Origin of the sequence: Pseudomonas fakonensis (genome assembly GCF_019139895.1) — a bacterium.
Lineage (GTDB): Bacteria > Pseudomonadota > Gammaproteobacteria > Pseudomonadales > Pseudomonadaceae > Aquipseudomonas > Aquipseudomonas fakonensis.
The window spans coordinates 638,158-659,610 of sequence record NZ_CP077076.1 but is presented as its reverse complement, the minus strand read 5'-3'; the positions used below and the strand labels follow the sequence as shown (position 1 = coordinate 659,610).

The following is a 21,453-nucleotide window of genomic DNA, read 5'->3' as shown; positions in this document are numbered from 1 at the left end:
AACGCCACCGAGACAGTCGCCATGGCCCGCAAAAAAACCTCCATCGATTTCGAACAATCCCTCGCCGACCTGCAAACCCTGGTCGAGCGCCTGGAGAACGGCGAACTGTCGCTGGAAGACTCGCTGGCCGCCTTCGAGCAAGGCATCGCCCTGACCCGCGATTGCCAGGGCGCCCTGGCCCAGGCCGAGCAGAAGGTGCAAATTTTGCTGGAGCGTGACGGCGAACTGGCTGCCCAGCCATTCGACGCGGAGCCCGAGGCATGATCAGCGCGTACCAGGCCAGCTGCCAGGCGCGGGTCGACGCCGCCCTCGAACCGCTGTTCCAGGCGCCGTCCAAAGAGCTCGAACGCCTTTACGCCGCCATGCGCTACAGCGTGATGAACGGCGGCAAGCGGGTGCGCCCGCTGCTCGCCTACGCCGCCTGCGAAGCCCTGGGCGCGCCGGCCGAGCAGGCCAACGGCGCCGCCTGCGCGGTGGAGCTGATCCACGCCTACTCGCTGGTGCACGACGACCTGCCGGCCATGGACGACGACGACCTGCGCCGCGGCCAGCCGACCACCCACAAGGCCTTTGACGAAGCCTGCGCCATTCTGGCCGGCGACGGCCTGCAGAGCCTGGCCTTCAGCGCCCTGCTCGACCCGCGCCTGAGCCCGCAGCCGGACGCCCTGCGCCTGGCCATGGTCCAGGCCCTGGCCAAGGCCGCAGGCCCGGCTGGCATGGTCGGCGGCCAGGCCATCGACCTGGGCTCGGTGGGCCTCAAGCTCGACCAGAAGGCCCTCGAATTCATGCACCGGCACAAGACCGGCGCGCTGATCGAGGCCAGCGTGCGCCTGGGCGCACTGGCCAGCGGCCGCGCCGATCAGGCCCAGCTGGACGCCCTGCAGACTTATGCACAGGCCATCGGCCTGGCGTTCCAGGTGCAGGACGACATTCTCGATGTAGAAAGCGATACCGCCACCCTGGGCAAGCGCCAGGGCGCCGACATTGCCCGCGACAAACCGACCTACCCGGCGCTGCTCGGGCTGGATGCGGCCAAGGCCTATGCAATCGAGCTGCGCGACCAGGCGCTGGCGGCGTTGCAGGGCTTTGGCGAGCACGCTGAACCGCTGCGGGCACTGGCCCGGTATATCGTCGAACGCCGCCACTAAGCCCTGCCTGGGTAGCGTGGGAGCGGGCTTGCCCCGCGATGCGATGTCAGGGCCACCGACGCCATCGCGGGGCAAGCCCGCTCCCACGGATAACGTCTCGCACACCCGCCTGAATGGGCAGCTTTTCCCACAATGGGGTAAACTGCCGCGTCTTCAAACCTATAACGACTCGCCTGATGCCCACGACGTTTCAAGAGATCCCCCGCGAACGCCCGGTCACGCCGTTGCTGGACCGCGCCGATACGCCAGCCGGCCTGCGCCGCCTGGCTGAAGCCGACCTGGAGACCCTGGCTGACGAGCTGCGCCAGGAGCTGCTCTATACCGTTGGTCAGACCGGTGGGCATTTTGGTGCAGGCCTGGGCGTCATCGAGCTGACGATTGCCCTGCACTATGTATTCGACACCCCGGATGACCGGCTGGTGTGGGACGTTGGCCACCAGGCCTACCCGCACAAGATCCTCACCGGGCGCCGCGAGCGCATGCTCAGCCTGCGCCAGAAGGACGGCATCGCTGCCTTCCCACGGCGCAGCGAGAGCGAGTACGACACCTTCGGCGTCGGCCATTCCAGCACCTCGATCAGCGCAGCGTTAGGCATGGCCATTGCCGCCCGCCTGCAGAACGAGGCGCGCAAGTCGATCGCCGTGATCGGCGACGGCGCGCTGACCGCCGGCATGGCCTTCGAAGCGCTGAACCATGCGCAAGAAGTGAATGCCGACATGCTGGTCATTCTGAATGACAACGACATGTCGATCTCACGCAACGTCGGCGGGCTGTCCAACTACCTGGCCAAGATTCTCTCCAGCCGCACCTACGCGAGCATGCGCGAAGGCAGCAAGAAAGTGCTGTCGCGCCTGCCCGGCGCCTGGGAAATCGCCCGGCGCACCGAAGAGTACGCCAAGGGCATGCTGGTGCCCGGCACCCTGTTCGAAGAGCTCGGCTGGAACTACATCGGCCCGATCGACGGCCACGACCTGCCGACGCTGATCGCCACCCTGCGCAACATGCGTGACCTCAAGGGCCCGCAGTTCCTGCACGTGGTCACCAAGAAGGGCAAGGGCTTCGCCCCGGCCGAGGTCGACCCGATCGGCTACCACGCCATCACCAAGCTGGAGCCGGCCGACAAGCCGGTGGCACCGAAAAAAGCCAGCGGGCCGAAGTACGCCTCGGTGTTCGGCCAGTGGCTGTGCGACATGGCTGCCGCCGACAACCGCCTGGTGGGCATCACCCCGGCGATGAAGGAAGGCTCGGACCTGATCGAATTCAGCGAACGCTACCCCGAGCGTTACTTCGACGTCGCCATCGCCGAGCAGCACGCGGTGACTCTGGCCGCAGGCATGGCCTGCGAAGGCGCCAAGCCGGTGGTGGCGATCTACTCCACCTTCCTGCAGCGCGCCTATGACCAGCTGATCCACGACGTGGCGGTGCAGGACCTGGACGTGTTGTTCGCCATCGACCGCGCAGGCCTGGTGGGCGAAGACGGCCCGACCCACGCCGGTGCCTACGACCTGTCGTACCTACGCTGCATCCCCGGCATGCTGGTGATGACCCCGAGCGACGAAAACGAGCTGCGCAAGATGCTCAGCACCGGCCACCTCTACAAGGGCCCGGCGGCCGTGCGCTACCCGCGCGGCACCGGCCCCAACGCACCGATCAGCGGCGACCTCGAACCGCTGGAAATCGGCAAGGGCGTGGTACGCCGCCAGGGCAGCAAGGTCGCCCTGCTGGTGTTCGGCGTGCAACTGGCCGAAGCGCTGCAGGTGGCAGAGAAGCTCGACGCCACGGTGGTCGACATGCGCTTCGTCAAGCCGCTGGACGAAGCCCTGGTGCTGGAAATGGCCGCCCGCCATGAACTGCTGGTGACCGTCGAAGAGAACGCCATCATGGGCGGCGCCGGCGCTGCGGTGGGTGAGTTCCTCGCCCGCGAGGCGGTGACCAAGCCGCTGCTGCACCTGGGCCTGCCGGATATCTACGTCGAGCACGCCAAGCCTGCGCAGATGCTCGCCGAGTGCGGGTTGGATGCAGCAGGTATCGAGGCTGCGGTCCAGGCGCGTATCGTCAAGCTCGGCCTGTAAGGCCCTATCGCCGGCAAGCCGGCTCCTACACGGGACACCCTGTAGGAGCCGGCTTGCCGGCGATTGCTTTTGGAGCCCCAATGAAGCACTCAACCCTTGCCACCCTGCTCTGCCTCCCCGCCACCCTGCTGGCCGCCGAACGCGACGACGCCCTCAAGCTCCCCGACGTACTGATCAGCGCCAACCGCCAGGTGGAGTCGCGCACAGCCACCAGCGCCGCCAACAGCGTGTTCACCCGCAGCGATATCGACCGCCTGCAACCGGCCAGCCTCAGCGACCTGCTGACCCGAGTCCCCGGCGTACAGGTGGCGCCCACCGGCGGGCGTGGTAGCCTGCCCGGCATCTTCATCCGCGGCACCAAGGCCGCCCAGGCACTGGTGCTGGTAGACGGCGTGCGTATCGCCAACACCACCTCCGGCGACAGCGGCCTGCAGTTTATCGACATCGACCAGATCGAACGGGTGGAGGTGCTGCGCGGCTCGCGCTCGGCCATCTACGGCAGCGATGCCATCGGCGGGGTGATCCAGATCTTCACCCGTCGCGGCAACGGCCAGAACCTGCAGGCACGCCTGCGCCTGGCCGCCGGCAGCAACCAGACCTTCCAGCGCAGCCTGGGGCTCTCCGGGGGTCAGGGCGGCACCCGTTTCAACCTGGGCGCCAGCCTGGACGAGACCGCCGGCATCGATTCCACCGGCCCTTCGTATGCCAGCGACGGCGACCACGACGCCTACCGCAACCGTTCGCTGAACCTGAGCCTGAGCCATGTGTTCGACGAGCGCTTCGAAGCCGGCCTGAACCTGCTCGACAGCCGTGGGCGCAGCGAATACGACAACCCTTACGGGCGGCTCGACGCAACCACCTGGCGGAGTTATCCGCAAGCGCCCTATACCGACTTCAGCGTCAGCAGCCTGGGCACCTGGCTCGATGCCCAGCTCAACGACACCTGGCATTCCCGGCTGGAGCTGGGCCACAGCGAAAACCGCGACGACAAACGCGACAAGCTCAGCGCTGAGCGCTTCGTCTACAACACCTACCGCGACCAGCTGACCTGGCAGAACGAACTGGCCCTCGATGAACGCAACCAGCTGATGCTGGGAGGCGACTGGTACCAAGACCGCTACCACGGCAGCGCCAACTTCGCCGAAAACAGCCGCTGGAACCGCGCCGCATTCGCCCAGTACCGCTTCAGCGGCGAGGGTTTTGCCACCGAGCTGGGCCTGCGCCAGGACCACAACCAGCAGTACGGCAGCCAGACCACCTGGAACACTGGCATGAGCGTGCCGTTGACGCCTCGCGATGACCTGTTGCTGTCCTACAGCGAGGGCTTTCGCGCGCCGACCTTCAACGACCTTTACGATGTGCAATACGGCAACCCGGACTTGCGCCCGGAGTATTCAAAAAGCTACGAGCTGCAATGGCGCAGCCTGCTGGGTGACAACAGCCGGCTGGAGGCCTCGCTGTACCGCACCGAACTGCGCGATGCCATCAGCTACGACGCCAGCCGCAAGCGCCCGGGCAATATCGACGCCGCGCGCATCAACGGCCTGGAGCTGGCCCTGACCCAGACCTGGGCCGGCTGGACTTCACAGCTGGGCCTGGCGCTCATCGACCCGCGCGACCGCAACACCGGCCACACCCTCGCCCGCCGCGCCCGGCGCACCCTCAGCCTGGACCTCGACCGCAGCTTTGGGCAGTTCAACCTGGGGGCGAGCTGGCAGGCCGTCAGCAGCAGCTACAACGATGAGGCCAACGAGGCGCCACTGGGCGGCTACGGCACGTTCGGGCTGCGCGGCGGCTGGGCGATGAGCGACGAGCTGCGCCTGGACCTCAAGCTCGACAACCTGCTGGACAAAGGCTACAGCCGCACGCTGTACAGCTATGAGGGCAGCAACCATGGCTACCGCGAAGAGGGCCGCACCTGGCTGCTGAGCCTTACCTGGACGCCGGCACTGTAGCGTCGAGCAACGCACACAGCCGCGCGGTGGCTTCGATCATTTGCCCGCTGGGCCGTTCCAGGCCCTTGTCCGGCACCACCAGCAAGGCGTTGCCGGTCACTGCGCTGAGCTTCGGCCAGCGACGCCAGGCCGCGAGCTGCGCCGGGTCACCTGCCAGAATCACCTGCGGATCACGCAGCAGCACCGACTCCACGCTCACTTGCGGCGCCGGCAGGGCCTGGTCGTCGAACACGTTGCGCGCGCCGCACACGCGCAGGGCGTCACTGACCACCTGCTGCCCGCCGAGGGTGTACAGCGGTTTGTCCCACACCTGGTAGAACACCCGCAGCGGTGTCGCCCGCCGGTAGCGTGCGCGCAGTTCGCCAATGCGCTGGCGCAGGCCGGCGGTATAACGCAGGCCCTGCTCCTCGCGCCCCAGGCGTTGGGCAATGGCGTCAATCTGCTCGATCAGCTGGTCGAGGTTGCCGGGTTCGGCCGTGAAGGTGGCGATGCCCAAGCGCCGCAGTTGATCACGTTGGGCCGGCGCAATGCTGCCGGGCCAGAGCAGCAGCAGGTCGGGCTTGAGGCTAAGCAGGCGTTCCATGTCGAGCTGGCCGTGGCGCCCGACACTGGGCAGGCCCTGCAACTGCACCGGGCGCTCGCCACCGTCGAGCAGGCCCACCAGCAGGTCGCTGGCGTCCAGCTCAAGGACGATTTCAGTCATAGACGGTGCCAGGCTGACCACCCGGGGCGCGGCCTGGGCGGCGGCGCAACAAAGCAGCAGGAGGGCCAGCAGCGCCCGCATCAGCCGAGCTGGTGCGGAATGCGGTAGAGGTAAAGCAGCACCAAGGTGGACAGCGCCAGAAGGATCTGCGCAATCGCCTCAAGCCCCACCAGCACCGACAACGCTGCTACCCAGGCCGGCAGGCAGGCGAACAGCATGGCCATGCGCCTTACCCGTGCCAGGGTGATCCACGCGCCAGGCTCTTCGGCACAGCCCAACGCCTTGTCGGTGGCGATCAGCGCACGCTTGTAGGCACCGAAGCGCGGCAGGCTGAGGAACATGGTAGCGGCGCCGGCAATGAACAGCGGCATGGCCAGCACCGGGATCAGCGGCTCGCCGCCGCCGAAGGCCCAGGCCATCACCGGCAGCGGCACCAGGCCCACGGCCAGGTACTGCCACCAGGCCAGGGCCAGCCGGCGCTTCACCTCGCCCCGGGTCAAGCCTGCGGGACCTCGCCCTGGTGCTTGTTGCCCATCATGTGGCCGAGTTTGTCGGCCTTGGTGGCCAGGTACAGGCGGTTGTGCGGGTTGTGCCCGGTGTGCAGCGGCACACGCTCGGCGACCTTGATGTTCATGTCGGTCAGGGCCTTGACCTTGCGCGGGTTGTTGGTCATCAGGCGCAGCGCGCTGACGCCCAGGTGCTCGAGCATCGGCAGGCACATGGCGTAGTCGCGCTGGTCGGCGGCAAAGCCCAGGCGCTCGTTGGCCTCGACGGTGTCGGCGCCGCCGTCCTGCAGCTCGTAGGCGCGGATCTTGTTCAGAAGGCCAATGCCACGGCCTTCCTGGCGCAGGTACAGCAGCACGCCACGGCCTTCGCGGGCGATGGCCTGCAGCGCGGCTTCCAGTTGCGAGCCGCAGTCACAGCGCTGGCTGAACAGGGCATCGCCGGTCAGGCACTCGGAGTGCAGGCGCCCCAGCACCGGCTCACCGTCGCCGATGTCACCCAGGCTGAGCACCACGTGCTCGCGGCCAGTGGCTTCGTCGAGGAAGCCATGCATGGTGAAGATCGCAAAGGGAGTCGGGAGTTTGGAGGCGGCGACAAAGACGACGGGCACGTTGTGCTCCTGGTGATAGACATTTCAGATCGGCCGATTGTATCAGCAGCCCGGCACAGGTGCGCAGGCTGAATACCGTGGATCAAGATCGAAAAGTTCGATGCTTATGAAACCGCACTGCCTGCTTCACGGTGGTTCGCCCCCTGTAGGAGCCGGCTTGCCGGCGATGGGGCCAGGCCAGGGATAATGGTTGTCTGGGCCGGCCCTATCGCCGGCAAGCCGGCTCCTACAGGGGGGTTACCGATGCCCTTAATGGGGCTGGCTGTCGGCGGTGAAGGGGTACGGCTGCTTCCAGTGCTCGAAAATCGGCTTCAGCTCGCCGCTGCGCACCAGCACCTGCATGCGCTGGTCGAACACATCGCGCAGGGCCTTGCCGCGCTCGCTGCGGGAAAACGCCAGGTACAGCGGCAGCTCGGCGACGTGGGTCTTGCGAAAACGCTCGGGGTTGGGCGCCTGGCCGATCACGTAGTCGATCTCGGTGAGGGCGTCGATGTAGAAGTCCACCCGGTCGTGCTCGAGCATCGGCAGGATGCCTTCGCGGCGCTGCACTTCGCGGAAGTTGCGCACATTGGGCAGGTAGCTGGCGTAGTCGTAGCCACGCACCCAGGCCAGACGGTAACGGCCCAGGGTTTCAAGGGTCGGCACCGGCTCGCTGGCAAGGCCCAGGGCGTAGATGTGGTCGAGGTCGAAGTGCCAGCGCGGGTAAAGGTTGTCGTCGTTCTCTTCCTTGTACGAGCCAACCCAGGCGTCGGCCTCGTCACGCTTGACCAGCCCGACCGCGCGGCTGTACGGCGCGCTCTGCGTACGCACCTTGACCCCGGCCGGCTCGAACACCTTGCGCAATACATCCCAGGCCAGCCCGGTGCCGTCGGCGTTGGTGTAGTCGAGCCAGGCCTCGCTGACCAGGCGCACCTGGGTCGGTGCGGTCTGGGCCATGGCGCCCTGCCCCGCGACCATCAGCATCAATGCCAGCAACAGCGTCCTTGCACCCATCAGCGAACTCCCCGTCTCAGGCCACGGCCCACACCAGCACCTGCATGCCCAGCCAGGCGAACACGCCAGCCAGGATATCGTCGAGCATGATGCCAAAGCCACCATGCACATGGCGGTCGATCCAGCGGATCGGCCAGGGCTTGAGAATGTCGAAGAAGCGGAACATCAAGAAGCCCGCCAGCAACCACTGCCAGCCTTCCGGCACCAGCCACAGGGTGATCCACATGCCGACCATCTCGTCCCAGACGATGCCTTCATGGTCGTGCACGCGCAAGTCGTTGGCCACCTTGCCGCACAGCCACACGCCGAACACCATGGTCACGCCCAGCAGCAGCCAGTAACCCCAGTCGGGCAGCATCTGCCACAGCGGGATGAACGGCAGCGCCACCAGCGAGCCCCAGGTACCCGGCGCCTTGGGCAGGGTGCCGGAGCCGAAGCCGAAGGCGAGGAAGTGCCACGGGTTGCGCCAGACCGAAGGCGGAACGAACTCCGCAGGCACCTGGTTGGGGTGGTCGGTCACGGTGTCTCCCTGAAATGTTGATAGCCCCGCTGCTGCGGGGTGATGTCCTGGCCCTGCGCATCGAGCAGGGTCACGCCCTGGCCCTCGCACACACGGCCGATCACATGCACGGTCTCGGCCAGGCCAGACAGTGCGGCGGCTGGCGCGGTGAACGCCAGTACGTAGTCGTCGCCACCGGTGAGCGCTGCGTGCAGCGCCGCCTCGCGGCCGAGAAAGGCCTGCAGTGCGGCAGACACCGGCACCTGCGCCAGGTTCACCTGCAGCGCTACCCCTGAAGCCTTGGCGATATGCCCGCAATCGGCCAGCAGGCCGTCGGAGATATCCAGCGCCGCCGTGGCCCGGCCGCGCAGCTGCGCGCCCAGGCGCAGTTGCGGCAGCGGCGCCCAGTAGTGCTCCAGCAGTGGTGCAGCCAACTCGCCAGGGGCTTCACGCTCGCCCAGCACCAACGGCAAGGCGCCAGCGGCATTACCCAGCGGGCCACCCACACACAACAAATCGCCCGACCGCGCGCCGCTGCGGCGCAGGGCCTGGCCGGCCGGCACGCGGCCGAACACGGTGACGGTGATGCTCAAGGGGCCGCGGGTGGTGTCGCCGCCGATCAGGCTGATGGCGCAACGCCGGGCCATGCGGCCAAGGCCGTCGGCGAAACCTGCGAGCCAGTCGCGGCCGACATCGGGCAGGGTGAGGGCGAGGGTGAAACCAATGGCTGTGGCGCCCATGGCCGCCAGGTCGCTGACCGCCACGGCCAGCGCGCGCTGGCCGAGCAGCAGGGGGTCGCAGACTGCGGGGAAATGCACACCGGCCACGAGGGTGTCGGTGGAAATCGCCAGCTGCTCGCCAGCGGGCAGGTCCAGCAGGGCGCAGTCGTCGCCGATACCCAGGGCCACGCCTTCGCCGCCCTGCGCACAGGGCGCGGCGGCGAAGTAATGGCTGATCAGCTCGAACTCACCCATGGCTCGTCAGCACCGCAATCAGCGCTTGTTCGCCTTGACTTCCGCTTCGCGCAGGCGCGGCGCCAGCTTGTCCAGCACGCCGTTGACGAACTTGTGGCCGTCGGTGGCGCCGAACACTTTGGCCAGCTCCACACCTTCGTTGATGACCACGCGGTACGGTACGTCGACGCGCATCATGAACTCCCAGGTGGACAGGCGCAGCACGGCCAGTTCGACCGGGTCGAGCTCATCCAGCGGGGTGTCCAGGCAAGGCTTGAGGGCCTCGTCGATTTCGCCCTTTTTCGCCGGGACCCCGTGCAGGATCTCGCGGAAGTAGGCACCGTCGACATCGGTGAAATCGTTATCGACCCGGAACTGCGCCTCGACCTCGTTCAGCGAGTGCTGGGCCATGTGCCACTGGTAGAGCGCTTGGGTCGCGAGCTTGCGGGCTTCGCGACGCTTGGCGCTCTTGGACGGCTTGCCAGCATCCGCAGGTTTTGGATCGCGCGGGTTGAAACGATCGCTTTCGTCGCTAATCACTTGGCCTCCAACTGCGCCAGCAGGCTGACCATTTCCAGGGCGGACAGGGCTGCTTCACCGCCTTTGTTGCCAGCCTTGGTGCCGGAACGCTCGATGGCTTGCTCGATGGAGTCGACGGTCAGTACGCCGAAGGCCACCGGTACACCGAACTCCATGGACACCTGGGCCAGGCCCTTGGTGCATTCGCCCGCCACGTATTCGAAGTGCGGGGTACCGCCACGGATCACTGCGCCCAGGGCGATGATCGCGTCGTATTCACCCTTTTGCGCGACTTTCTGCGCTACCAGCGGGATTTCGAACGCGCCCGGGGCACGAATGATGGTGATCTCGCTTTCGCTGACACCGTGGCGAACCAGGGTGTCGACGGCGCCGCTGACCAGGCTTTCGACGACGAAGCTGTTGAAGCGGCCAACCACCAAAGCATAGCGACCTTTGGGGGCGATGAAGGTACCTTCGATGGTCTTCAGGGTCATTCCGATGTTCTCATCTTCAAGAGCGAGGCCGCGCTGTGGCGGCCTCGGGAGGGTTTGGACTCGAGCTTGAGGGCGACAAAGACGCTTCAAGTCACTCGGAGGGCACGTATTCTACAACTTCCAGATCGAATCCGGATATCGCATTGAACTTCATCGGCGAACTCATCAGGCGCATCTTGCGCACGCCGAGGTCGCGCAGGATCTGCGAACCGGCACCGACGGTGCTGTAGGTGGTCGGCGCCTTGGCCGGGGCATCGCCTGCACTTTCGCGAATGTGCGCCAGCAGCACGTCGCCGTCCAGCGGGTGGCCCAGCAGCAGCACCACGCCGCTGCCAGCTTCGGCTACCGCAGCCATGGCCGCGCGCAGGCTCCAGCGGCCCGGTTGCTTGACCAGCAGCAGGTCGCGCAGCGGGTCCATGTTGTGCACACGCACCAGGGTCGGCTCTTCGGCGCAGATCTTGCCGAGCGTGAGCGCCATGTGCACGTCGCCTTCGACCGCGTCACGGTAGGTGACCAGGTTGAACTCGCCCAGCTCGCTCTCCACCGGCTGCTCGGAGACGCGCTGCACGGTGCGCTCGTGGATCATGCGGTAGTGGATCAGGTCGGCGATGGTGCCGATCTTGAGGTTGTGCTGGGCGGCGAACACTTCCAGCTCGGCGCGGCGCGACATGGTGCCGTCGTCGTTCATCACCTCGCAGATCACGCCGCTGGGTTCGAAACCGGCCATGCGCGCCAGGTCGCAGGCAGCTTCGGTGTGGCCGGCGCGGGCCAGGGTACCGCCAGGCTGGGCCATCAGCGGGAAGATGTGGCCGGGGCTGACGATGTCTTCGGCCTTGGCGTCCTTGGCTGCGGCAGCCTGCACGGTGCGCGCTCGGTCGGCAGCGGAGATGCCGGTGGTGACGCCTTCGGCGGCTTCGATCGACACGGTGAACTTGGTGCCGAAGCCCGAGCCGTTGCGCGGCGCCATCAGCGGCAGCTTGAGCGTTTCGCAGCGCTCGCGGGTCATCGGCATGCAGATCAGGCCACGGGCGTGCTTGGCCATGAAGTTGATGTGCTCAGGCAGGCAGCATTCGGCTGCCATGATGATGTCGCCTTCGTTCTCGCGGTCTTCGTCATCCATGAGGATGACCATTTTGCCCTGGCGGATGTCTTCGACCAGTTCTTCGATGCTGTTGAGCGCCACGCGGCACCCCCTTCTCAATCAGGATTTCAAGAAGCCGTTGGCGGCCAGGAAGCTTTCGGTAATGCCACTGCCCTTGCTCGGCTCGGCGGCCTTGTCGCCCAGCAGCAAACGCTCCAGGTAACGGGCCAGCAGGTCGACCTCAAGGTTGACCCGACGCCCGGGGCGGTAGTCGGCCATGATGGTTTCGGACAGGGTGTACGGGACGATGGTCAGCTCGAACTCGGCGCCATCGACTTCGTTGACCGTCAGGCTGGTGCCGTCGACGGTGATCGAGCCCTTGTGGGCGATGTACTTGGCCAGCTCTTTCGGGGCGCGTACGCGGAACTGGATGGCGCGGGCGTTATCGGCGCGCGAGACGATCTCGCCGACGCCGTCGACGTGGCCGCTGACCAGGTGGCCGCCCAGGCGGGTGGTGGGGGTCAGAGCCTTTTCCAGGTTGACCCGGCTGCCGCTCTTGAGCTCGACCATGGCGGTGCGCTTGAGGGTTTCGACGCTGACGTCGGCCCAGAAGCCGTCGCCGGGCAACTCGACGGCGGTCAGGCACACGCCGTTGACCGCGATGCTGTCACCGAGCTTGACGTCGCCCAGGTCGAGCTTGCCGGTTTCGACGTACAGGCGTACGTCGCCGCCCTTGGGGGTCATGCTGCGGATGGTGCCGATGGATTCGATGATGCCGGTGAACATGCTGTTCTCCTCAAATACGGGCTGCGCGGTGCAAGCCGGGCATTATACGCCGGGGGCCGGCAGGGGGATGGCTGTGACTCGCCAGTCATCGCCGACTGCGCGCATTTCGGTAATTTTCAGCCGCGGCGCTTCGCTCATGTGCGCCAGCGGCCAGTCCAGCAACGGGCGGGCAGCGGAGCCTAGGAAGGTGCCGGCGACGAACAGCTGGAACTCGTCGACCAGGCCCAGGCGGGCGAAGGCGCCGACCAGGCCGGCGCCGGCCTCCAGCAGGATTTCGTTGGCGCCGCGCTCGGCCAGCACCGCCAGCAGCCTTGGCAGGTCGACCTGGCCGTTAGTGCCTGGCAGCACCAGCAACTCATGGCCGGCGACAGCGTAACGCGGGTCATCCCCTGCCGCCGTGACCACCAGCGCAGGGCCTGCCTGGAAGAACGGCGCCTGCAGCGGCAGGCGCAGGCGCCCGTCGACCAGCACACGCAGTGGCGGGCGGGACAAGACTAGGGCGGTGGTGTCGGCGTCCAGGCCAAGCTCGCTGCCGCGCACGGTCATGCGGGCGTTGTCCTGCAGCACGCTGGCGGCGCTGGTCAGCACCGCGCTGGAACGGGCGCGCAGGCGCTGCACCGCCGAGCGGGCGGCGGGGCCGGTGATCCACTGGCTTTCGCCGCTGGCCATGGCGGTACGGCCGTCCAGGCTCATGGCCAGCTTGGCGCGCACATAGGGCAGGCCGTGTTCCATGCGCTTGAAAAAGCCCGGGTTGAGCGCGCGGGCTTCGGCCTCGAGCACACCGCTGGCCACCTCGATGCCGGCCTGCTGCAGGCGGCGCAGGCCGTTGCCGGCCACTTGCGGGTTAGGGTCCTGCATGGCGGCCACCACCCGCGCCACCCCGGCCTTGACCAGCGCCTCGGCGCACGGCGGCGTGCGGCCGTGGTGGCTGCAAGGCTCGAGGGTGACGTAGGCGCAGGCGCCGCGGGCAAGCTCGCCGGCCTGGCGCAGGGCGTGGACCTCGGCATGGGGTTCGCCGGCGCGCACGTGCCAGCCTTCGCCGACCACCTCGCCGTCACGCACGATCACGCAGCCAACGCGCGGGTTGGGGTGGGTGGTGTAGAGGCCCTTGCGGGCCAGTTCCACGGCCCGGGCCATGTAGTGGGCGTCGAGAATGGCGGCTTGGCTGGGCATGCTTACTCTTTGGCTGGCTCACGGGCCAGGCGGTCGATTTCTTCGCGGAACTCGTCAAGGTCCTGGAAGCGCCGGTACACCGAAGCGAAGCGGATGTAGGCGACTTCATCGAGCTTGCGCAGCTCGGCCATGACCATTTCACCCACCACCAGCGACTTCACCTCGCGCTCGCCGGTGGCGCGCAGGCGGCTTTTGATATGCGCCAGCGCCGCCTCCAGCCGCTCGACGCTGACCGGGCGCTTTTCCAGCGCGCGCTGCATGCCGGCACGCAGTTTGTCTTCGTCGAAGGGCTGGCGGGTGCCATCCTGCTTGATCAGCCGGGGCAGGACCAGTTCGGCGGTTTCGAAGGTGGTGAAGCGCTCGCCGCAGGCGACGCACTCACGGCGGCGGCGCACCTGTTCGCCCTCGGCGACCAGACGCGAGTCGATGACCTTGGTGTCGTTGGCACCGCAAAACGGACAGTGCATGGTGGCAGGCAACAAAAAAAGGGAGGGCCATGGTAGCGCATTGCACTGGCAAGACAAGCCAAAGGGGTTAACATCCATGGGAAATCTGCCCGCGAAGGACTACCCCATGCAACCTCGAGCGCTCCTCGTGCTGTGCTGCGCCGCCCTGCTCGCCGCCTGCGGCAGCGACCGCCCCAAGCCCGAAGCAGCGCCCGCGCCCAAAGCTGCCCCGGTGGCGAAAAAGGCCGAACCGCTGGGCCCGCTGCCAGCCTACCAACGTGAACTCAGCGGCACCCTGCTGGAGGTGCCGGCCGGCGCCAGCGTAGAACTGGCACTGTTGGTGATCGACGAACGCGGCCGCCCGCAACAACTGCTGGCCAGCAGCACCCTGACCGGCACCGGCCAGGCCCTGCCCTACCAGCTGCGCTTCAACCCCGAGGCCTTCCCGGCCGGCGCCCGGGTGGAGCTGCGCGGTCGCGCCAGCCAGTCCGGCCAACTGATCATGCACCTGCCGGCGCAGCGTATTGCCCAGCCTCAAACCCAGGCCACCGGCCCGCTGCGCTTCGAAAAGGCCCCGTAAATGCCAGTGCAAGCCCTGCAACAGGCCCTGAGCGGCCTGATCGGCGAAGCGCGGCTGACCGTCAGCGAACTGCCGGAATGCGACCTCAAGCTGTGGCTGATCGATGAAAACAACATGGACCGCGCCTTCAGCAGCGAAGAGACCCGGCGCATCCTTGAAGAACCGCCCTACTGGAGCTTCTGCTGGGCCAGCGGCCTGGCCATGGCCCGCTACCTGGCGCAGCACCCCGAATGGGTGCGCGGCAAGCGCGTGCTGGACTTCGGCGCCGGCTCCGGCATTGCCGGTATCGCCGCGGCCCGGGCCGGTGCGCTGGAGGTGGTGGCCTGCGACCTCGACCCGCTGGCGCTGGATGCCTGCCGCGCCAATGCCGCGCTGAACGATGTGGTACTGAACTACAGCAGCGACTTTTTCGCCGAGGCCGACCGCTTCGACCTGGTTCTGGTAGCCGACGTGCTTTACGACCGCGCCAACCTGCCGCTGCTCGACCACTTCCTCAGCCGTGCCCGCCAGGCGCTGGTGGCCGACTCGCGGGTGCGCGACTTCAGCCACCCGCTGTACCGCCCGCTGGGGGTGCTCGACGCACTGACCCTGCCAGACCTGGCCGAGCCCCACGAATTCCGCCGGGTCAGCCTGTACCACGCCAGCCGCGAGCCTTTATAGTGGTGCCATTCACGGTTTTGCGAGAGTCGTAATGAGTCAGGAAACCCCGTTTATCTTCGACGCCACCGATGCCACCTTCCAGCAACTGGTGATCGAGAACTCCTTCCACAAGCCGGTGCTGGTGGACTTCTGGGCCGAGTGGTGCGCCCCGTGCAAGGCGCTGATGCCGCTGCTGGCGAAAATCGCCGAGGGCTACCAGGGCGAACTGCTGCTGGCCAAGATCAACTGCGACGTGGAGCAGCAGGTGGTGGCCCAGTTCGGCATCCGCAGCCTGCCGACCGTTGTGTTGTTCAAGGACGGCCAGCCGGTGGACGGCTTTGCCGGGGCGCAACCGGAATCGGCCATTCGCGCCATGCTCGAACCCCATGTACAAATGCCCGCCCCGCCCGCCGCCGCGCCGTTGGAGCAGGCCAAGGCGCTGTTTGCCGAGAGCCGTTTCAGCGAAGCCGAAGCGCTGTTGCAGGTGCTGCTGGGTGAAGACAACAGCAACGCCGAGGCGCTGATCCTGTACGCCCGCTGCCTGGCCGAGCGCGGCGAGCTGGGTGAAGCCCAGGTGGTGCTGGATGCGGTCAAGACCGACGAGCACAAAGCCGCCCTGGCCGGTGCCAAGGCCCAGCTGACCTTCCTGCGCCAGGCTGCCAGCCTGCCGGAAGCTGCCGAGCTTAAGAGCCGCCTGGCACAGAACCCGCAGGACGATGAAGCCAGCTACCAGCTGTGCATCCAGCAACTGGCGCGCCAGCAGTACGAAGCGGCGCTGGACGGGCTGCTCAAGCTGTTCCAGCGCAATCGCGCATACGAAAATGGCTTGCCGCAAAAAGCGCTGCTGCAGGTGTTCGAGTTGCTCGGCAACGAACACCCGCTGGTGGGGGTTTACCGCCGTCGCTTGTCTTCGGCGATGTTCTGAGCACGGCGCACAACTATCGACTCAGGTAATGCCGAGGCCCAGTACCGTTTGCGTGTCAAGCAGTGGCACCGGCAGTACCATGAATGCCCAGACTCCTGTATCACCATGGTAGTCATAGGCTCGCACGATGCAGTACGGCTCATCACCGTGGGGTTCGATGAGCCCGTTGCGGGCAACGAAGCAATTGACTCCATCTGCGTACATGTCATCGAGGGAAATGACGGCCTCGTTCCCTTCTTTATCCAGGTAGCACAGCCGAATCTTCCACTGGCCACCACTGATCAGGTCGGCACGCAGGTAACCGGTAGGTGCTCCGCCCAGCGCGACAATCGAGGCCGTGAACGTGGCACCTGCGAGCAAGGCGCTGACTGTGACGAACTCACACCTTGCTTCCAAGTTGATTGGCTCGGTGCCCTCACCCTGACTGGCAGCCGCCCTCATGGCTTTGGGTGTGACGCGGCAACGCCAGCCGTCAGGGGTGAAATGGTTGCGGGTGCCGTTGACCGACCATTGGGGCGGCTGATCGCCGGCTTGGGCTGGTAACAGCTCGAATTCGGCCACCTGCCCGGCGCTGACCACCTTCACCATGGGCTCGAGCGAAAGCCCCGGCACAGCAGTGACTGGTGCTTGCGGGCGGCTCGGCTGCTGCGCGAACTCTACTCGTATCTCCCCGGCAACATTCCTGATACTGGGATGGTAGGCCACCTTCTGAGGGAACAGCAGCGAGGGGCTGGCAGCAACGTCACCGGGCACCAAATCGGTATAGTGCATGGGGTCCAGCGCCATGCCCACGCCTGAATCCGGGCTCGACCACTTTGAATAGCTGGGCGGGAATACACCGACGTTCTTCCCGTGAATGAGCGGGTGCAGCATGAGGCTCTGTGCCTGCTCACCGACATAACGCAGCACAAACTCCATAGGTTTGAGCACCACGTCGCTCTCGGAGCGCAAGCCCCCAAGGTCGATGAACTTGTCGGCCGCTGGCAAGCCGGCGAAATACACCTGATAGGGCACCACATCCAGACCGTTGCCTTCCCCTGACAGACCGAACTGGGGGGAGTTGCCCCAGCCCAGGGAAACCCGGCCCTGACTGTCGTAGTGCCCGTAATTGGCGGCAAGGTCGATGTCCAGGTAAAGCTCGGCCTGTTGCCCTGGCACGATGCGCCGCACCTCGGCGATCGAGCGTAACGGCCGGCCAAACGCCTGCTGCAAGCTCAGTTGCACGCCATTGAGCAGCGGGCGCTTGATGCGCAAGCGCTGATCGCCAGCGGGGTTCACGAGCGCCTGCAGATGCAGCGGCCCCAAGGTACAGTTGGTAAAGCATGCATGCTGTGAAGAGGTTGCAACCTCGAACTGCAGGTGCGAGCTGGCAAAGCCCGTACCGCCAGGCGTGAGCCCATGCCGGGCCCATAATTGGTCGAGCCTCGCGCAATCGAATTCGATCAAAAATGGCCAACCGGCCAGAACGCCCGCAGTCACGCCGGCGTTATCGCTCTGATCCTTTGACGCTGCCATGGTATCGACTCTCGCTTAAGTGGGATGAGCCATGCTCCCCCCCCTCGCCCCAGCCCACAACTGGCAAAACTGCCAGGTCTTGCCGTGTCAGGCCGTCCCGATCCAGTGATAGACAGGCGCGTCCACCCCGCTTTGCACCTTGACCTGTGAGCTATGGCGCAACCGCACCAGCAACTGCTTGCCCGCCGCAGTACCCCCTGTCAGCCCCTCCAGCCGGTCCAGCAACTCAGGCCCGCTCATCTTCCCAGCCTCGCGCAACAGCGCACAGGCGGCCGCCCACTGCCCATCATCCTGGCGTGGCGCCGGGTTGGCGGTGGCCGCCGGCAGTGGGTCACCAGCCACCGGCAGCGTCACCTGGCGCCCCAACTGCGCCCATTCATGGGGCTCCAATTCAACGGTCAGGTCCACCGGCCAGTCACCAATTTGTCCACGAATTCTCATGATGTTTTCCTTGCGCGCAGGTCAATATCGCCATGCTACAGCAACATGAAACCTGCACCAGCCAGGGTGGCGGGGGAAATAAAAGTTGTTATAACATTACTAAATCCTTTCAATCCGCTTCTGGAGCCGTCCATGCGTCGTCTGCTGCTCGCCCTGCCCTTCGCCCTGCTGCCCCTGGCCGTGGCCCATGCCCACGACGACCATGACCATGACCATGACCATGACCATGATCACGCCCACGGCACCCTCGGCGCCCACGAGCACGGGGTGGCCAAGCTCAACGTAGTGCTTGACGGCAACACCCTGGAGCTGGAGCTGGACAGCCCGGCGATGAACATCGTCGGCTTCGAGCACGCCGCCAGCACTGACGCCGACAAGGCCAAGGTCGCCGCCGCGCGCCAGTTGCTCGAGCAACCGCAGAAACTGTTCGGCCTGGCTCAGGCTGCCGGCTGCAAGGATGACGCCCAGGAGCTGGAAAGCCCGCTGTTCGGCGACGCGGCCCACGCCGACGAAGATGCTGACGAGCACGAACATGAGCACGGCCACCAGCACGCCGATGTGAACGCGCACTACCAGTTCACCTGCTCCACCCCGGCCAAGCTCGCCCAGCTCGACCTCGGCCCGCTGTTCAAGACCTTCCCGCAAACGCAAAAGGTCAACGTGCAGTTGATCGGCCCGAATGGCCAGAAAGGCGTGGAAGCCACCCCCAACAAGGCCGTGGTCGCGTTCTGAATGAGCCAGGCGCTGATCGAGCTGCATGACCTGGTATTCGCCTGGCCCGGCCAGGCGCCGCTGCTGGATATCCCGAGCTTTCGCCTGGAGGCCGGCGAGGCGCTGTTCCTCAAGGGCCCCAGCGGCAGTGGCAAGACCACCCTGCTGGGCCTGCTGGGCGGGGTCAACCGCCCAGGCCAGGGGCGCATCCAGCTGCTCGGCCAGGACCTGGCCAGCTTGAGCCAGGGCGCCCGTGACCGTTTTCGGGTCGACCATACGGGCTACATCTTCCAGCAGTTCAACCTGCTGCCGTTTCTGTCGGTGCGCGAAAACGTCGAGCTGCCCTGCCGCTTCTCGAAGTCCCGTGCCGAACGCGCCAGCCAGCGCCATGGCAGCATCGACCAAGCCGCCGCGCACCTGCTGGCGCACCTGGGCCTGGACGCCCCCGACCTGCTGGCGCGGCGCGCCGGCAGCCTGTCGATCGGCCAGCAGCAACGGGTGGCCGCCGCCCGGGCGCTGATCGGCCAGCCGGAGCTGGTGATCGCCGACGAGCCCACCTCGGCGCTGGACGCCGACACCCGTGAAGCGTTCATCCGCCTGCTGTTCGACGAATGCCGCGCCGCCGGCTCCAGCCTGTTGTTCGTCAGCCACGACCAGAGCCTGGCGCCGCTGTTCGACCGCAACCTGTCCCTGGCCGAACTCAACCGCGCCGCCAAGCCCCGGGAGGCCTGATGTACCTGCTCCGCCTTGCCCTGGCAAGCCTTGCCAACCGCCGCTTCACCGCCCTGCTGACCGCCTTTGCCATCGCCCTGTCGGTGTGCCTGCTGCTGGCTGTCGAGCGGGTACGCACCGAAGCCCGCGCCAGCTTCGCCAGCACCATCAGCGGCACCGACCTGATCGTCGGCGCACGCTCGGGGTCGGTGAACCTGTTGCTGTACTCGGTGTTTCGCATCGGCAACGCCACCAACAACATCCGCTGGGACAGCTACCAGCACTACGCCCAGGACCCGCGGGTGAAGTGGGCCATCCCCATTTCGCTGGGTGACTCGCACCGCGGCTACCGGGTGATGGGCACCACCACCGATTACTTCGACCACTACCAGTACGGCCGCAAGCAGCACCTGGCACTGAGCCAGGGCCGCCCGTTCGAAAGCGACCCGTTCGAGGTGGTGCTGGGCGCCGAGGTGGCCGAGGCGCTGCACTACAAGCTGGGCGACAAGCTGGTGCTGGCCCACGGGGTGGCCGCCATCAGCCTGGTCAAGCATGACGACAAGCCGTTCACCGTGGTTGGCGTGCTCAAGCGCACCGGCACCCCGGTGGACCGCACCCTGCACATCAGCCTGGGCGGCATGGAGGCTATTCACATCGACTGGCACAACGGCGTGCCGGCCCGCGGCGCCGGGCGCATCAGCGCCGAGCAGGCGCGCACCATGGACTTGCAACCCACGGCCATCACTGCCTTCATGCTGGGCCTGAACAACAAGATCGCCACCTTCAGCCTGCAGCGCGAAATCAACGAGTACCGCAGCGAGCCATTGCTGGCAATCTTGCCCGGCGTTGCGCTGCAGGAGTTGTGGAGCCTGATGGGCACGGCCGAGCAGGCGCTGTTCGTGGTGTCGTTGTTCGTGGTACTGACCGGGTTGATCGGCATGCTCACGGCCATCCTCACCAGCCTCAACGAGCGCCGCCGCGAGATGGCCATCTTGCGCTCGGTGGGCGCAAGGCCCTGGCATATCGGCGGGCTGCTGGTGCTCGAGGCGCTGGCCCTGGCCGTGGCCGGCATCGCTGCCGGGCTGGGCTTGCTGTATGCAGGTATCGCCCTGGCCCAGGGCTATGTGCAGGCCAACTACGGGCTGTACCTGCCGCTGGCCTGGCCGAGCGCGCACGAATGGACCTTGCTGGCTATCATCCTCGGCGCAGCGCTGCTGATGGGCAGCGTACCGGCCTGGCGCGCCTATCGGCAGTCGCTGGCCGATGGCTTGTCGATTCATCTTTGAGAACGGTTAATGACCAAGCAAGCGCAGTTGTGGGAGCAGGCTTGCCCCGCGAACACCGGCAAGGCCGGTGCCATCCAGCCTGAACCTATCGCGGGGCAAGCCCGCTCCCACGGAGTTTGGCTGCTGCTGGCGGTACTGCTGCTGCCAGTCTTTAGCTGGGCTGGCGAACCGCGTGAGCTGGACTGGCCGGCGCTGATCCCAGAGGGCGCGCCGGTGATTCCGCCGCAACTGGTGCCGCTGCACGACCTGTCGCAGATCGGCAACGCGCTGGCTGCCGAGTCGGCCCCCGCTGCCCGCCAGCAGGCACCCGACGCACCGGTGGTGAAGACACTGAATGGCCAGCAAGTGAAGATCCCCGGCTACATCGTGCCGCTGGAGGTGAGCGAGGAAGGCCGTACCACGGAGTTTTTGCTGGTGCCCTACTACGGCGCGTGCATTCACGTGCCGCCGCCACCGTCGAACCAGATCGTGCACATTTTCAGCGAGATGGGCGTACGCGTGGAGGACCTGTACCAGCCCTACTGGATCGAGGGCACGATGCAGGTAAAAGCCAGCAGCAGCGAACTGGCCGATGCCGGTTACCAGATGGAAGCCGAGAAAATCTACGCTTACGAGCTGAAATGAGACCTGCGTCGGCTTTATGAAGCGGGTTCGTTGAGCTGGGTCAAACCCTGCGCTCGAACGGATTCATACCATTGGACTACTCGAT

25 protein-coding genes are annotated in these 21,453 nt (G+C 66.4%); 11 read left to right on the top strand and 14 right to left on the bottom strand.

Annotated elements, in window-relative coordinates; all coding sequences use genetic code 11:
• Positions 1–21 precede the first annotated feature (21 nt).
• From KSS94_RS02965 to KSS94_RS02950, 4 genes are all read left to right on the top strand, one after another.
• Entirely contained in the window at positions 22–264 is a 243-nt protein-coding gene (locus tag KSS94_RS02965; protein WP_217841578.1) for an exodeoxyribonuclease VII small subunit, read from the top strand.
• A complete protein-coding gene (gene ispA / locus KSS94_RS02960; protein WP_217841577.1) occupies positions 261–1,148 on the top strand; it encodes a (2E,6E)-farnesyl diphosphate synthase in 888 nt (295 codons plus the stop codon). The genes KSS94_RS02965 and ispA overlap by 4 nt, the downstream gene beginning before the upstream one ends.
• A 176-nt stretch (positions 1,149–1,324) precedes the next feature.
• Positions 1,325–3,220 (top strand): 1-deoxy-D-xylulose-5-phosphate synthase, encoded by a 1,896-nt coding sequence (dxs, locus tag KSS94_RS02955; RefSeq protein ID WP_217841576.1) that lies wholly within the window; start codon positions 1,325–1,327, stop codon positions 3,218–3,220.
• Between the two features lie 80 nt (positions 3,221–3,300).
• On the top strand, positions 3,301–5,175 hold the full coding sequence (locus tag KSS94_RS02950; RefSeq protein WP_217841575.1) for a TonB-dependent receptor plug domain-containing protein: 1,875 nt from the start codon (positions 3,301–3,303) through the stop codon (positions 5,173–5,175).
• Here the strand turns inward: KSS94_RS02950 and KSS94_RS02945 are convergent.
• From KSS94_RS02945 to nrdR, 12 genes are all read right to left on the bottom strand, one after another.
• The gene (locus KSS94_RS02945; RefSeq protein ID WP_217841574.1) at positions 5,153–5,959 is read right to left on the bottom strand and encodes a cobalamin-binding protein; all 807 of its coding nucleotides are present in this window, start codon (positions 5,957–5,959) and stop codon (positions 5,153–5,155) included. The genes KSS94_RS02950 and KSS94_RS02945 overlap by 23 nt on opposite strands.
• Positions 5,959–6,378: an MFS transporter gene (locus KSS94_RS02940; RefSeq protein ID WP_217841573.1), complete on the bottom strand. Its 420-nt coding sequence runs from the start codon at positions 6,376–6,378 to the stop codon at positions 5,959–5,961. The genes KSS94_RS02945 and KSS94_RS02940 overlap by 1 nt, the downstream gene beginning before the upstream one ends.
• The gene (gene ribA, locus KSS94_RS02935; RefSeq protein WP_217841572.1) at positions 6,375–6,992 is read right to left on the bottom strand and encodes a GTP cyclohydrolase II; all 618 of its coding nucleotides are present in this window, start codon (positions 6,990–6,992) and stop codon (positions 6,375–6,377) included. Before ribA ends, KSS94_RS02940 begins: the two co-directional genes overlap by 4 nt.
• Before the next feature lie 249 nt (positions 6,993–7,241).
• Entirely contained in the window at positions 7,242–7,985 is a 744-nt protein-coding gene (locus KSS94_RS02930; RefSeq protein ID WP_217841571.1) for a substrate-binding periplasmic protein, read from the bottom strand.
• 16 nt (positions 7,986–8,001) lie between these two features.
• Positions 8,002–8,505: a phosphatidylglycerophosphatase A family protein gene (locus KSS94_RS02925; RefSeq protein ID WP_217841570.1), complete on the bottom strand. Its 504-nt coding sequence runs from the start codon at positions 8,503–8,505 to the stop codon at positions 8,002–8,004.
• Positions 8,502–9,458 (bottom strand): thiamine-phosphate kinase, encoded by a 957-nt coding sequence (gene thiL / locus KSS94_RS02920; protein ID WP_217841569.1) that lies wholly within the window; start codon positions 9,456–9,458, stop codon positions 8,502–8,504. The genes KSS94_RS02925 and thiL overlap by 4 nt, the downstream gene beginning before the upstream one ends.
• Positions 9,459–9,476: 18 nt before the next feature.
• Positions 9,477–9,977 (bottom strand): transcription antitermination factor NusB, encoded by a 501-nt coding sequence (nusB, locus tag KSS94_RS02915; protein WP_217841568.1) that lies wholly within the window; start codon positions 9,975–9,977, stop codon positions 9,477–9,479.
• On the bottom strand, positions 9,974–10,450 hold the full coding sequence (ribH, locus tag KSS94_RS02910) for a 6,7-dimethyl-8-ribityllumazine synthase (RefSeq protein ID WP_217841567.1): 477 nt from the start codon (positions 10,448–10,450) through the stop codon (positions 9,974–9,976). The genes nusB and ribH overlap by 4 nt, the downstream gene beginning before the upstream one ends.
• A gap of 91 nt (positions 10,451–10,541) precedes the next feature.
• A complete protein-coding gene (gene ribBA, locus KSS94_RS02905; RefSeq protein ID WP_217841566.1) occupies positions 10,542–11,633 on the bottom strand; it encodes a bifunctional 3,4-dihydroxy-2-butanone-4-phosphate synthase/GTP cyclohydrolase II in 1,092 nt (363 codons plus the stop codon).
• An 18-nt stretch (positions 11,634–11,651) separates the two neighbouring features.
• Positions 11,652–12,317, bottom strand: a complete 666-nt coding sequence (locus KSS94_RS02900) for a riboflavin synthase (RefSeq protein WP_217841565.1) — start codon at positions 12,315–12,317, stop codon at positions 11,652–11,654.
• Positions 12,318–12,359: 42 nt separating this feature from the next.
• Positions 12,360–13,490 carry a bifunctional diaminohydroxyphosphoribosylaminopyrimidine deaminase/5-amino-6-(5-phosphoribosylamino)uracil reductase RibD gene (gene ribD, locus KSS94_RS02895; RefSeq protein WP_217841564.1) on the bottom strand — a complete coding sequence of 377 codons (1,131 nt, stop codon included), beginning with the start codon at positions 13,488–13,490 and terminating at the stop codon, positions 12,360–12,362.
• Positions 13,491–13,492: 2 nt separating this feature from the next.
• Complete coding sequence (gene nrdR, locus KSS94_RS02890; RefSeq protein WP_009685710.1) at positions 13,493–13,957, bottom strand: transcriptional regulator NrdR; 465 nt, start codon at positions 13,955–13,957, stop codon at positions 13,493–13,495.
• Positions 13,958–14,063: 106 nt separating this feature from the next.
• Here nrdR and KSS94_RS02885 point away from each other — a divergent pair, with 106 nt between their 5' ends.
• The 3 genes from KSS94_RS02885 to trxA are packed head-to-tail and all read left to right on the top strand — an operon-like array spanning position 14,064 to position 16,080.
• Positions 14,064–14,516, top strand: a complete 453-nt coding sequence (locus tag KSS94_RS02885) for a YbaY family lipoprotein (RefSeq protein ID WP_217841563.1) — start codon at positions 14,064–14,066, stop codon at positions 14,514–14,516.
• Entirely contained in the window at positions 14,517–15,176 is a 660-nt protein-coding gene (locus tag KSS94_RS02880) for a class I SAM-dependent methyltransferase (RefSeq protein ID WP_217841562.1), read from the top strand.
• 31 nt (positions 15,177–15,207) lie between these two features.
• On the top strand, positions 15,208–16,080 hold the full coding sequence (gene trxA / locus KSS94_RS02875; protein WP_217841561.1) for a thioredoxin: 873 nt from the start codon (positions 15,208–15,210) through the stop codon (positions 16,078–16,080).
• Positions 16,081–16,101: 21 nt separating this feature from the next.
• Here the strand turns inward: trxA and KSS94_RS02870 are convergent, their stop codons facing one another.
• Both KSS94_RS02870 and KSS94_RS02865 read right to left on the bottom strand, forming a co-directional pair.
• Positions 16,102–17,595 (bottom strand): hypothetical protein, encoded by a 1,494-nt coding sequence (locus KSS94_RS02870; protein ID WP_217841560.1) that lies wholly within the window; start codon positions 17,593–17,595, stop codon positions 16,102–16,104.
• An 87-nt stretch (positions 17,596–17,682) separates the two neighbouring features.
• Positions 17,683–18,036, bottom strand: coding sequence for a hypothetical protein (locus KSS94_RS02865; protein ID WP_217841559.1), 354 nt, complete (start codon positions 18,034–18,036; stop codon positions 17,683–17,685).
• 132 nt (positions 18,037–18,168) lie between these two features.
• Here KSS94_RS02865 and KSS94_RS02860 point away from each other — a divergent pair, with 132 nt between their 5' ends.
• The 4 genes from KSS94_RS02860 to KSS94_RS02845 are packed head-to-tail and all read left to right on the top strand — an operon-like array spanning position 18,169 to position 21,368.
• Positions 18,169–18,768 carry a DUF2796 domain-containing protein gene (locus KSS94_RS02860; protein ID WP_217841558.1) on the top strand — a complete coding sequence of 200 codons (600 nt, stop codon included), beginning with the start codon at positions 18,169–18,171 and terminating at the stop codon, positions 18,766–18,768.
• Positions 18,769–19,479 (top strand): ABC transporter ATP-binding protein, encoded by a 711-nt coding sequence (locus KSS94_RS02855; protein ID WP_217841557.1) that lies wholly within the window; start codon positions 18,769–18,771, stop codon positions 19,477–19,479.
• A complete protein-coding gene (locus KSS94_RS02850) occupies positions 19,479–20,744 on the top strand; it encodes an ABC transporter permease (RefSeq protein ID WP_217841556.1) in 1,266 nt (421 codons plus the stop codon). The genes KSS94_RS02855 and KSS94_RS02850 overlap by 1 nt, the downstream gene beginning before the upstream one ends.
• Before the next feature lie 9 nt (positions 20,745–20,753).
• On the top strand, positions 20,754–21,368 hold the full coding sequence (locus KSS94_RS02845) for a DUF3299 domain-containing protein (protein WP_225935831.1): 615 nt from the start codon (positions 20,754–20,756) through the stop codon (positions 21,366–21,368).
• The last annotated feature ends 85 nt before the right edge of the window (positions 21,369–21,453 follow it).

What these genes read in the sequence shown, in the direction of transcription:
- KSS94_RS02965 (WP_217841578.1), top strand. Translation starts at nt 22, where the DNA reads ATGGCCCGCAAAAAAACCTCCATCGATTTCGAACAATCCCTCGCCGAC.
- ispA (WP_217841577.1), top strand. Translation starts at nt 261, where the DNA reads ATGATCAGCGCGTACCAGGCCAGCTGCCAGGCGCGGGTCGACGCCGCC.
- dxs (WP_217841576.1), top strand. Translation starts at nt 1,325, where the DNA reads ATGCCCACGACGTTTCAAGAGATCCCCCGCGAACGCCCGGTCACGCCG.
- KSS94_RS02950 (WP_217841575.1), top strand. Translation starts at nt 3,301, where the DNA reads ATGAAGCACTCAACCCTTGCCACCCTGCTCTGCCTCCCCGCCACCCTG.
- KSS94_RS02945 (WP_217841574.1), bottom strand. Translation starts at nt 5,959, where the DNA reads ATGCGGGCGCTGCTGGCCCTCCTGCTGCTTTGTTGCGCCGCCGCCCAG.
- KSS94_RS02930 (WP_217841571.1), bottom strand. Translation starts at nt 7,985, where the DNA reads ATGGGTGCAAGGACGCTGTTGCTGGCATTGATGCTGATGGTCGCGGGG.
- thiL (WP_217841569.1), bottom strand. Translation starts at nt 9,458, where the DNA reads ATGGGTGAGTTCGAGCTGATCAGCCATTACTTCGCCGCCGCGCCCTGT.
- ribH (WP_217841567.1), bottom strand. Translation starts at nt 10,450, where the DNA reads ATGACCCTGAAGACCATCGAAGGTACCTTCATCGCCCCCAAAGGTCGC.
- KSS94_RS02900 (WP_217841565.1), bottom strand. Translation starts at nt 12,317, where the DNA reads ATGTTCACCGGCATCATCGAATCCATCGGCACCATCCGCAGCATGACC.
- ribD (WP_217841564.1), bottom strand. Translation starts at nt 13,490, where the DNA reads ATGCCCAGCCAAGCCGCCATTCTCGACGCCCACTACATGGCCCGGGCC.
- nrdR (WP_009685710.1), bottom strand. Translation starts at nt 13,957, where the DNA reads ATGCACTGTCCGTTTTGCGGTGCCAACGACACCAAGGTCATCGACTCG.
- KSS94_RS02885 (WP_217841563.1), top strand. Translation starts at nt 14,064, where the DNA reads ATGCAACCTCGAGCGCTCCTCGTGCTGTGCTGCGCCGCCCTGCTCGCC.
- KSS94_RS02880 (WP_217841562.1), top strand. Translation starts at nt 14,517, where the DNA reads ATGCCAGTGCAAGCCCTGCAACAGGCCCTGAGCGGCCTGATCGGCGAA.
- trxA (WP_217841561.1), top strand. Translation starts at nt 15,208, where the DNA reads ATGAGTCAGGAAACCCCGTTTATCTTCGACGCCACCGATGCCACCTTC.
- KSS94_RS02870 (WP_217841560.1), bottom strand. Translation starts at nt 17,595, where the DNA reads ATGGCAGCGTCAAAGGATCAGAGCGATAACGCCGGCGTGACTGCGGGC.
- KSS94_RS02865 (WP_217841559.1), bottom strand. Translation starts at nt 18,036, where the DNA reads ATGAGAATTCGTGGACAAATTGGTGACTGGCCGGTGGACCTGACCGTT.
- KSS94_RS02860 (WP_217841558.1), top strand. Translation starts at nt 18,169, where the DNA reads ATGCGTCGTCTGCTGCTCGCCCTGCCCTTCGCCCTGCTGCCCCTGGCC.
- KSS94_RS02855 (WP_217841557.1), top strand. Translation starts at nt 18,769, where the DNA reads ATGAGCCAGGCGCTGATCGAGCTGCATGACCTGGTATTCGCCTGGCCC.
- KSS94_RS02850 (WP_217841556.1), top strand. Translation starts at nt 19,479, where the DNA reads ATGTACCTGCTCCGCCTTGCCCTGGCAAGCCTTGCCAACCGCCGCTTC.
- KSS94_RS02845 (WP_225935831.1), top strand. Translation starts at nt 20,754, where the DNA reads ATGACCAAGCAAGCGCAGTTGTGGGAGCAGGCTTGCCCCGCGAACACC.